At 66.0% G+C, this 10,522-nt stretch carries 10 protein-coding genes; 7 read left to right on the top strand and 3 right to left on the bottom strand.

What is annotated here, in order from left to right; genetic code table 11:
- Window positions 1-123: 123 nt before the first annotated feature.
- Window positions 124-336, bottom strand: coding sequence for a DUF397 domain-containing protein (locus ACZ7L1_RS24465; protein WP_471440120.1), 213 nt, complete (start codon window positions 334-336; stop codon window positions 124-126).
- 239 nt (window positions 337-575) lie between these two features.
- Between ACZ7L1_RS24465 and ACZ7L1_RS24460 the strand changes: the two genes are divergently transcribed.
- Together ACZ7L1_RS24460 and ACZ7L1_RS24455 are read left to right on the top strand one after the other, a co-directional pair.
- A complete protein-coding gene (locus ACZ7L1_RS24460) occupies window positions 576-2,372 on the top strand; it encodes an HNH endonuclease (protein ID WP_471440118.1) in 1,797 nt (598 codons plus the stop codon).
- Between the two features lie 22 nt (window positions 2,373-2,394).
- The gene (locus tag ACZ7L1_RS24455) at window positions 2,395-2,760 is read left to right on the top strand and encodes a hypothetical protein (RefSeq protein WP_471440117.1); all 366 of its coding nucleotides are present in this window, start codon (window positions 2,395-2,397) and stop codon (window positions 2,758-2,760) included.
- Window positions 2,761-2,791: 31 nt separating this feature from the next.
- On the opposite strand, the gene ACZ7L1_RS24450 is transcribed toward ACZ7L1_RS24455, so the two are convergent.
- Complete coding sequence (locus ACZ7L1_RS24450; protein WP_471440115.1) at window positions 2,792-4,678, bottom strand: DNA/RNA helicase domain-containing protein; 1,887 nt, start codon at window positions 4,676-4,678, stop codon at window positions 2,792-2,794.
- A gap of 216 nt (window positions 4,679-4,894) precedes the next feature.
- Window positions 4,895-5,404 carry a tellurium resistance protein gene (locus ACZ7L1_RS24445; protein WP_471440113.1) on the bottom strand — a complete coding sequence of 170 codons (510 nt, stop codon included), beginning with the start codon at window positions 5,402-5,404 and terminating at the stop codon, window positions 4,895-4,897.
- 373 nt (window positions 5,405-5,777) lie between these two features.
- Here ACZ7L1_RS24445 and ACZ7L1_RS24440 point away from each other — a divergent pair, with 373 nt between their 5' ends.
- From ACZ7L1_RS24440 to ACZ7L1_RS24420, 5 genes are read left to right on the top strand one after another with little or no spacing between them, the layout of a single operon-like run.
- Window positions 5,778-7,205: a hypothetical protein gene (locus tag ACZ7L1_RS24440; protein WP_471440111.1), complete on the top strand. Its 1,428-nt coding sequence runs from the start codon at window positions 5,778-5,780 to the stop codon at window positions 7,203-7,205.
- Window positions 7,206-7,243: 38 nt separating this feature from the next.
- Window positions 7,244-7,696, top strand: a complete 453-nt coding sequence (locus tag ACZ7L1_RS24435; RefSeq protein ID WP_471440109.1) for a hypothetical protein — start codon at window positions 7,244-7,246, stop codon at window positions 7,694-7,696.
- 33 nt (window positions 7,697-7,729) lie between these two features.
- On the top strand, window positions 7,730-8,395 hold the full coding sequence (locus ACZ7L1_RS24430) for a vWA domain-containing protein (protein WP_471440108.1): 666 nt from the start codon (window positions 7,730-7,732) through the stop codon (window positions 8,393-8,395).
- Between the two features lie 35 nt (window positions 8,396-8,430).
- Window positions 8,431-9,495: a protein phosphatase 2C domain-containing protein gene (locus ACZ7L1_RS24425; RefSeq protein ID WP_471440106.1), complete on the top strand. Its 1,065-nt coding sequence runs from the start codon at window positions 8,431-8,433 to the stop codon at window positions 9,493-9,495.
- Window positions 9,492-10,445, top strand: coding sequence for a hypothetical protein (locus ACZ7L1_RS24420; protein ID WP_471440104.1), 954 nt, complete (start codon window positions 9,492-9,494; stop codon window positions 10,443-10,445). Before ACZ7L1_RS24425 ends, ACZ7L1_RS24420 begins: the two co-directional genes overlap by 4 nt.
- Window positions 10,446-10,522: the final 77 nt, after the last annotated feature.

The raw sequence follows: 10,522 nt of genomic DNA, 5'->3' as shown, positions 1-10,522 counted from the left end.
CCCGCCGTTCCCCAGGGTCGGACCTGCCGGAGATCCTAATGGTTGCCTGCTACATGGGAAGACTCTGTGAAGGACGGGACTATAGGACATGCGGCGTGCGAGGCAGGAATCACATGTTCCGCATCACGCGGGCCAGCCGCTCCTCGAGCCCTCAATCTGTGACATACCCGAGGAAATCACCCACACGGACAGGGAAACGGTGAACCCCGGCCCTTCCTTCTCCTTGGACTCTCGCACATACACGGCACCGGAAGCCTGTGCGGCCTCCAGGCAGTCGTCGCCCTCGGACCCGCTATGACCGCTCTTGACCCAGTCCAACTCGCTGACGGTGCCCATAGCGCTCCTCACAGTCCGCTGCAAAGAGTCCGCCGGGGACAGGACGTGCCGGGCAACCGCCCGCAGGACCCTGAACGGCTCCAGGGCCCGCTCCGCCCGCTCAACGAAAGTCGCCGTGGGCATCCTCCGGCCCCACTCTACCGAAGCGACCGGACGACACTGGCCGGTGACGAATAGAAAGGGCTCAGCTGTTCGGTATGGATGAGTGATTGTCATACCTTCCTACTAGGCTCCGCTGCATGGGACTTGGGCATGTAACGCGTGCAGGAGTGCTGGCTGCGGTTGACGAGTGTCAGCTCCTGGGACGTGAGGTGTTCCGCCGCCGGTACGGCTTCGGCCGGGCGACAACGTATGAGCTGGTATGGGACGGAAACCGCTATGACTCGAAGGCGATCGCGGGCGTAGCGCATCGGTACTCTGTCGGCGACCTGCTGCCTGCTGATGACTTCAGCGGTGGTGCGCGCACTGTGGCGCATCGTCTGCGAGTACTTGGCTTCACCGTGACGGACGGGACCTCCATCCCGGACGGGGCGCAGCAGGTCGCGCCGCAGATCGTTCTCCAGCCTCGCGGCGGGGCTCGGGATCGCGGCCCACAGAACTTCGCCAGGTCGATACGACAAGGCGTTGCCGTTGCCGACATCAGGGACGCACTCGGCGAGCAGGCGGAAACGCTGACCGCCTTGTACCCGGATGGGGTCGCTCGGCTGTGGGGCGCCACTCCCACCACGCAAGTCAACAACGAGAAAGTGAGAGCTCTGCAGAACCGTCGCGTCGGCGACGACGTGTTCTTCTATGCAGAGAACCACTTCTTCGCTCGCGCTCGCATTCTCCATCTGTTCAACAGCCTGCCCGTGGCGCAGAAAGTCTGGGGAGCCGACGAGAACAACGCCACATGGGAACACATCATGGCTCTGGGAGAAGTCGAGGAGTTCACCACCCCTGTTCTTGCCGCTCCCATATTGCGACGCCTGAACGTTCCAGCACCTCTTCGGAGCCTGACCCTGCGGTCCGCCGAGGAGTACCGCCGCGTTGCCCAACTCCTCCCGGCGAGGCGTCCAGCCGTTCTTCCGCAACGACCGCTGTCGGCCGCCTCTCCTCAGCTCACCGCAACGGAGCTGCTGGATCGGATTGGCTCTCTCAACACTCATCGCCGCCCAGAGAACAAAGCCCCCAGCCGCCACCAGCCATTGGCTCTGCTATGGGCGGTATCCCGGATAGCAGCGGGGAAGCCTCGTCTGGCACCCTGGTCCTCTTTCCGCACGGAGCTGGGTCCGCTCCTGGCCGAATTCGGGTTGCCCGGTTCCAAGGTCACCCCCGAATATCCCTTCTGGCACCTGCAGGGCAGTGGCCTGTGGGAGGTGCATGGAATACCGAGCGATGCCAGCCCCATGCCGCAGGTAACGACTTTCAACAGCGACCAACCCGTCGCAGGCCTCACCCATGTAAGCGCTGAACTGCTGCAGAACCCTCTCACCCGCCTGGAGGCAGTGGTCAAGCTCTGCAGCACGTACTTGGACGACGTCGACCAACGCGATTTGCTCAGCCGGGTGGGCCTCGCTGGATACGCGACGGCCGAAGGCCTGCCGGACGGAGAGGAGGACGGTCGAGACCAGGAGGTCACCGATGCGGAGCGGGCGACTCCTCCGACTGAGCGCCGGGAGTCCACCTCCTCACGGCTTATTCGCAATGCCACGATCGCCAACCGGGTCAAGGAACTGCACGACCATGTTTGCCAGGTTTGCCAGACTCGCCTGCAGTACAAGCGCAGGCCCTACAGCGAGGCTGCCCACATCCGTGGCCTCGGATCGCCGCACGACGGTCCGGACGAACTGCCGAACCTGCTCTGCCTGTGCCCCAACCACCACGTTCTCTTCGACGGTCTCGAGATCTACATTGACGTTGACGGCTTCGTAAGGCAGACACATGGGGGCGATTCCGTGGGGCGCCTCCGCCGACGCACCGACCATCAGATCGATGAGGCGTACCTGCAGTACCACCGAACTCTGTGTGAACTCAACAGGCTGACGGGAAAATAGCAAATAGCCGGGGAGATAGGACATGCCGAGCGAAGCAGAATTGAAGTTTCACGACGACATGCGCAGGGGCGCCGAGCGCCTCAAGCGTGAGATCGGCTACAACCCGACGCGGTTCGCACAGATGCTGGGAGAGCTGGGCGGTGTCGGAGCCGCCAAGCAGCTCCTACGCGGCGCCAACGCCTCGGACGGGTTCACCACGCTGTGGCAGGCGAACCGTCTCGAGCTGAGTGTCGAGGCGTTCGTTCTACTGCCCTGGTACCAGCACATCTTCGAGGAGCATCACCTGGAAACCGCTCGGCATCGGCTGAGCGAGCACCGCTTCGATGTCGAACGCTTCTTGCACACAGCCCGGGAGAATCCGCCAGGCTGGGCTTCTGGCAACGCCTGACCGTACCGTCTGACGTACGGGAGCCGGTCCGTCAAGCCGGCACCGCCTCTTGTAGCACGCCGCCCGCAAGTTCCCGCAGCTTCTCCCGCGTCTCCGGGTCCGTCGAGTACACGATCGTGCCGACCATGCCCCGAGTCAGCAGCACCTTGTACGTGTTTCGGATCAGGCGGTCCACGTCGGCGTCCGGGGTGGAGCGCTTGAATACCGGGTCTTTCGACGCCGTACGGTCCGTGATCCACCGATCGCCGCGCCACACCAGGTCGGGGCCGATGATGACGCCGGACCAGTCGTACTCGAAGCCCTGGGCTGTGTAGACGCAGCCGATCTGTCCGAAGCCGGCAGGGTCCGTGGCCCACAGCGCGGCAGGAGGCGCGCCCGAGACCGAGCGGTCGCCGCGCAGGTTCCAGGGGCGGGCCCAGTCACCGATCACGACGTCCGCCGGGAGCGGGTCGCCCGGCCTGGGTTCCGGCGACCAGGTCCAGCAATAGCCGGCGGACATGCGGGCACCATATCCCTGGGCGCGACGTCCCTCGAGGAAAGCCTCCATTTCCTGCGGGCTGTCGGCGACCAGGAGCTGCATGCGGTCGTCGGGCTCCCAGACGACCGGACCGCCGGGCTCCAGGCCGAGGAGCCGGACCACCCAGCGAAGGTAGGCGTCGCTGCCACCGCAACGGAACTGGCTGTCCAGTGGAACGACATGACACGGGATGCCTCGCTTCGTCGCTGCCTCTTTGATCTCGGCCACGGTGCCCATCTCACCGGGTCGCACGACTTGATGCTCGTCGAGGAAGAAGACGGGCACGTAGGCGACGTCGATGAGTTCATCGATCTGTGCCTTGCCGGTCCGGTAGTGGGCACGGGTATAGCGGTTGGCCGAGGTCTCCCGGATGCGATGTGCCTCGTCGCAGATCAGAGCGCCGAGGCTGTTCTTCTCGACCGTCATGAAGCTGTTGAAGTACTTGAAGAGGTCCTGGACTTCGCGCTTGCGTGCGCCGGCTACCTTCCTCATCGTCTTCGTGAACGACTGCGATCCGGTGGCATGCAACGCGGGAACCCCGCGCCGGTACAGGTCGCCCAGCAGTTGGAGAGCGATCACGCTCTTGCCGGTGCCCGGGCCGCCGGTGACGATGACGACTTCCTTGTGATCGGCGCGCTTCGCCTTTTCCACGGCGTTGAGCACCATGCGGTACGCGACCTGCTGCTCGTCGAGCAGCACGAACTGCTGGCGCTCGCGCACTTCCTGAGCGGCCACGGACATCAGCTGCCTCGACGGCACCGTGGCGCCTGCGAGGAGTTCGTCCGCCGACCTGGCCCCCGGTTGCTTGTCGCTCAACTTTGCGCGGAGATGCTCGAGGAAGGCACCGCGGCGTTCCCCCGTGAAGAGCAGCCCCTGGTCGTCACGCTCGATCTCCCGAAGTCCGCTCACACCGAACTCGGTGGCGTTGTGCAGGAACGCCACTCCGGCGACGCGCTCGGGGTGTTCGGCGACCGCTCCATTGAAGTTGACGAGGTACTCGCAATAACGGCGTACCTGTTCGATGGGGTTGAGCACCGGGTGGACGTAACTGTCGACATGGCACAGAGTCAGATCGTCTTCGCGCGGAAGTGCCTGACTCCACTGCTTCAGCTCCACTACGACGTAGGAGGGCTCACCCGTGGCCGGGTGTACGCCCGCCAGCACCGCATCGGCCCTCTTGCTGTTCAACGGAAGCGCATACTCCAACATGACCTCCACGTCACCGAGACCAGCGTCGTTGAGCGCGGCGGCCAGCATGGGGATGCTGCGCTCCCAGGAGCGCACCTCCGAGGCGCCGGGCCGGTAGCCGTGCATGTGGACGAACTTGTCGGTGAGGTGAAGGAACAGCGAGCCGTCGAGCGCCATGACGGCGACCGTTTTCGCGGACGCGCGGAACAGCAAGGACTTCCCCCAGGCAGCACGAAGAGACTCATGCGGGTGGGGGCATGTCCTTCAAGACTCCACCGAGGTGGAGCGGAAGCCCGTCGGGCCGCGATGGCGATGCGATCAAGAATACCTGTTCGACGAGGGCATGCCAGGTCTTCGGACAGTACCGAGCGACGGCGCCCCGTCCGTCCTCCAGCGCATAACAGCAGGTGGTACGAGGCGGTGGCAGCTTCACAAGGGCGGCTTTGTACCCGGCACCCACTCGAAGCCGAAGCCGTATGCCTGATCGAGGAGTTGTTGGTTAGATAGCCACGGATTCCCCGTGAACCAGCGAACCTCACGCCGTAGATCGAGGGTGTCCCGACCTGGGGTCAGCAGGGCGATCGCGCATGTGGTGGCCGCGGTCGGGGAATCGTCGAGACGGATGCGCCACGTCCCGCTCGGTGCGCAGATGGTGACCACACCTCCCAACCTCCTGAAGTCGGCTGCCCCCTCATAGATGTACACGTAGACGAGGAGCTTGGTGAACTTCTGCCGGTGCTCGAGACTGATGCGGAGGGTTTCCCCGTCGGACGTCTCGCCGGTTCGGTCGTCCTGGTCGAGACTGACGTATGGCCAGGCGTCCAGGCTTCCCCACTGCCCACCAAGTGGTTGCACCGCGATGCCCGTTCCGTCGCGAGTGAGGACCATGCAGCCAAGGTCGAGGTCAGCCTCCGCGCTGACGGACCAGTTGAGGTTCACTTGGAGGACGCCTCGACCCGTGACTCCGGCCTGCGGCGCCTGTTTGGTGAGATCGACCGTGCTCGTCGTCGGCTCCTGCAACGCCCGCCGTTCAGGCTGGACGGGCGCCCCTCCTCGGGCCAGATGGATGACACCCCGCTGCCTACCGTCACCGCTCAATGAAGCCCCTACCTCACCAATGTGCGTGATCGCTTCACGCCACGCCGACCAGCTCGTGTGATCGTCGTCTATTATTGCGCGACTGGTGAAGGAGATGTGAAAGTCTCCGTCAGTTCGTTCTGCGCAGCAGGGGTGTACGTGGCACGTCACTGCCCTGTCCTCGCTGCGCGTGGATCTGCACAAAAGTCCCGGCGTCACCGGGCAGGGGTGGGGAATGTTCGCGGGGAGACAGCTCGACAAAGGGGTGACGGCACGTCATCTCGAGGACGCGGCGCATGATCCAGCGCTCGCGCCGCGCGCCGCGGAACTACGCGCGTTGGCAAAGGCGCTCGGTTCCACCGACGCGGAGGCCCTCGACCCGTGGGCCGATCTTGACCTGATGCAGCATTTCGCCCGGCCCGAGAGCATCGCCGAGCCCACGGACCACGACCGCGGCGCACGGTTGGACTCCGCCTTGGACTGGGTACTGGGAGCCTTGGTCTTTCTGCCTCTGCTCTTCACCTGGTTTGGTCTGTGGCAGGCCTCCAGCGCGTACGGCGCCCTCACGGGCGACGATCCCAAGGCCGCAAGCCAGCCGTTCCTGCAGCTGTGGCAGTCCGGGTTCGAGGGACACCTGGGTGACACCTTCCGCTTCGGGCACGTCGCCGTGGCGGGGTGTCTGACCCTGGCGATGCTGTTCGTTCTCACGGCGGTCCACGGCTACCGGCGCAACGCCGCCGAACGCCGCGAAGAGCAGGCCCGCCAGCGAGCCAGCGCGGCTCTTGCCCGCCTGGCCCCAGTCCTCACGCGCGCGCAGCTGTCGTTGAATGACCACCGATTCGCCTCTCCTCAGCGATTCGCGGCAGAACTCAATTCGGCGGCCGGACGGCTGCAGCGCATGCACACCAAGGCCATCACCACCCAGGAGGAGCTCACCCGTGCGGCCACGCTCGTGAGTGAGGCCATGGACAAGGCGGAACAGCGTCTCGCCCAGGCGGAGGCGTATGTGCGGCCCATCGAACAGGTGGTGGTACGGATCGAGGAGACCGTGCGGGACAGCGGCACGGCCATCCAGGCCGCCGTGCAGGGCCTGGACGAGCCGTTGACGCAGGCGGGCCTGCGACTGGCTGATGCTGTCAGCGGGCAGACCGGCGTCCTCGACAAGGCGGTGGAAGAGCTGCGGGCGGCCGGCGACGGGATGCGTGACATCCTCACCCGTGCGGCGGACCGACTTGAGACGGCGGTCGGCGACAACGGCGACCGCGTCCGCAGTGCGCTGTCGGAGGCGGCGCAACAGATCGAGGACTCCTTGACCCTGCTGGCTGCCTCGCAGCGCGGGTTCACCACAGGCGTCGAAGTAGTCGCGGACGTCAATGGCCGACTCCTCAACGACCTCGGCGCCGTGGCCGAACGCACCGGCGAGGCAGCGGAGGTCTCTCGAGAGGCCCTGCTCGGCATCGAGTCTCGCAGTCTGGCTCTGCATGAGGCGGCCGACCGCTTCGTGAGCGTCACCGACGCCCTGGTGCGGGCACTCCGTGAGACCGAGGCTGCGCGGGCTGCGGCAGAGGCGGCGCGGGCCGGGGCTGAGGCGGCCCAGAAGAGCGCGGAAGAGGAGCTGCAGAGGGCCTGGGAATTGCAGGCCGGAATCGGATCCGGCCGGTGAGCCCAATAAAGCGAGGTCCCCGCTTCACGCCGCTGCACTTGGCGGGATGGCTCTTCGCCGACATGTTGCTCGTGCTCGCGCTGGTGTCCATGGGAGACCGGGGTGATCCGCTGGCCGCTCAAGCCGCCGCTCGCCCCACGCCGTCACTCGACGCCAAGCCGTCGCCCGAACCGAGCCCGACACCGACAGGGCCGCGGTCGGTGGAGCGTAAGCCGGTGAAGCTTCATGTGACGGCCGTGGTCGGCGACACCGCACGGATGGTGAAGCAGCTGCAAGCCGCCACCGCCGCCTACGAGGGTCGCAGCGCCGCATTCGTGCTTACCTTCGGGCAGGCGCCCGAGCCCGATGCCGGCCAGGCATACGCGCGCGAGATCAACAGGTCCCTGCGGCAAGCGCAGCCGAGCATGTTCACCGACGCGACCACCCGGGACTTCTGGAACGGCGGTGCCTCGGGCACAGCCGATCTGGAGATCTACTTCTACACCCGTTGACGGCCAGGCCGTCTCCTACGCTCAGGAGAGCTCATGCAGATCCTTCCCTTCTACATGCTGTGCGACGAGTCCGGTTCCATGGCGGGCACCGGTGTCGACGCCATCAACTCGGCGTTGCCCGACCTGCACCATGAGATCAGCACCAATCCGAGTGTCGCCGACAAGACCCGTTTCGCGCTGATCGGTTTCTCCACACAGGCTTCCGTGCTGCAGCCGCTGGCCGACCTGAGCGAGTTGACGCAGCTGCCGTCTCTGTCCGCGGGCGGGGTGACGTCTTTCGGGGCCGCTTTCCGTTTGTTGAAGGACACCATCGAGAAGGACGTCGTAGCGCTGAAGGCGGACGGCCACGACGTGTACCGGCCCGTAGTGTTCTTCCTCTCCGACGGCATCCCCACGGACGACGGCTGGCGCACCGCCCTCAAGGAGCTGAACGGGTTCCGCTACGCGCCGAAGATCATCGCGTTCGGAATCAGCGACGCCGACGCTGCGATCATAACGGAGGTGGCCAACTTCAAGGCGTTCATACAGCAGGACGCGACCATCACCCCGGCCGTCGCACTCCGCGAGTTCGCCTCGAGTCTCACGCGGTCCATCGTCAGTTCGGCGACCAGCATGGCCGCCCACGGCGGCGAGGGCTTCCAGCTCCAGGTCGATGAGCAGGTGCCTGGCTTCACGAGCCTTTCCCTGGACAAGCTGTGAGCGGCCCGGTGAATTACGGAGAGGTCGGTGGAGCAATGGACTTCTCGGCCGGCCCCTACCCGACGAGCCTGCCGCCCGAGGTGACGGCGCACGAGACGACCGACCCGGTGTACGCAGCCGATCCCCCCGCGGAGCAGTCGACGCCGCCGTACGTCGCACCGCACGCCGAACCGATGGTCGAGGTGCTCCGAGGGGCGCCCAGGCACGTCGGCAATCGTCCTCCCAGCTATCCGCCCCATCCGTTGGGACGTCCCTCCGTGCGGGACGCGGACGAGTTCGCTGCCTTCTCCCCCGCGGTTCTGCTGGACGGAGCCCAAGTCGGGCGATTGACGGTGCGCGCCGCCTCTGTGCGCGGTGACTCCCACAATTGGGAGGGCAGCTGCCGTCAGGACGCCATGACGGTGACGCGGATCGGTCCGCCGGAGGCCGAGCTGCTTCTGCTGGCGGTCGCCGACGGGGTTGGTTCGGCGCTGTACTCGCACGTGGGTTCGTACCAATTCTCTCGCATGGCGGCCCTCTACTTGGACCAAGAGGCCGAGGGCATCTACACGGCCCTGCGCGCTGAGAACAAGGCCGAACTTCGCGTCCTCGCTACCAAGGCGGTCGCCGGCGCGGCTGCCGAACTGCGTGCCGGATGGCAGCGCTTGGCACGGCACAACCCTCGTCCTTACGCCGACCACGACTACGCCACGACCCTGCAGATCCTCATGGTTCCCACGGACGCTCGTATCCGCGAACGCGTCCTGTTCAGCGTGGGTGACGGCGGCCTGTTCGTGTTGCGCGAGGGCCGCTGGCAAAATGGGGACCCGAACGGCGACGGAGGACTGCTCGACACCCGCACCGACGCTCTCCCACACGCATACAGCAGCGTGAAGGCCACCGTGCTGCGGACCGCGCCGGGCGAGGTCCTTCTCCTGGGCACCGACGGCATCACCAACCCCCTAACCCAGAAGAATCCGGAGTTCGCGCGGCACCTTGTGGACGCCTGGGGCGGGCCTGAGGTCCCTTCGCTGTCCGACTTCCTCTGGCAGGCACAAACGCGGGCCAAGTCCTACGACGACGACCGGACCGTGATCTGCGTGTGGGAGGAGGCGCCATGAGCGCGGAGGACGGCGCTGACGTCGCCCGCTCGTCGCTCGCGCTGGGAGATCGGGTCGGCAGCGGTGGCCAAGGCGACGTGCACGCCGTCGCCAGCGGGTCACTGCTCTTCAAGGAGTACAAGGACCCCTCCAAGGTCAACGGCCTCGCTCTCGCCGACCTTGTCACGTTCCGGCAAGGTCTCAGCCAATCCGATCGCAACCTCCTCGACGCCCGTGCCGCATGGCCGCTCTGCCGTGTGGTCGAGGGTGGGCGAACGCTCGGCTTTCTCATGAGGCGTGCACCGTCCCAGATGACGTGGCGCACCGCTGCAGGGGCGACACGGCTCATAGAACTGCAATACCTGATCAGACCGCCAAAAGTGGCCTATCAGGAAGTTCCGCAGCCAACGCCGGAACAGCGCAGAGCCCTCGCTCTGGCCTGCGCCGAGACCATCAGCTGGTTTCACGATGCCGGATTCGTGATCGGGGACATCTCGCAGGCAAACGTCCTGTGGTCTCTCAGCCCTGAGCCAGCAGTCCACTTCCTGGACTGCGACGGCTTCCGCCGGGTGGGGCGTGAAGCAGTTCAAGCCCAGGCCGCCACTCCCGACTGGAATGATCCGCTTGCTCCCTCTACCGAGGCGACCGTGGACACGGACGCGTATAAGACAGCCTTGGTGGCGGGACGTATTGTCGCGCAGGAACCGTACGTACGACCGGGCCAGGAGGTGAGGCCCGTAGTGGGCTGCCTCAACGACCGCCAGGCCGCCGCCGTGCGAAGGCTTTTCTCCCAGGCTGCGGGCGAACGCGGAACCCGGCCCCGGCCAGGCGAGTGGCAGACCGCGCTGAGCGACCGAGGCACCATCAGCCTGACCGCGGCCGCGCCCCGGCCGCGTTACTCCGTCGATCACACGGTCCTGGACGGGTTGCGTAACCGGACGCCGATCAACCTGCGGGTACCCGGGCAGTAGAGGAGCGTTCGGTGTTTTCCGGACGCCGACCGCCCCCCGTAAGGTCCGATAGCGCGAAGGCTGGAGGGAGCTGGCGC

The organism is Streptomyces sp. NPDC107546 (genome assembly GCF_055639175.1).
Note: the sequence above shows the minus strand (reverse complement) of the source record. Positions and strands in the feature narration are given on the sequence as shown.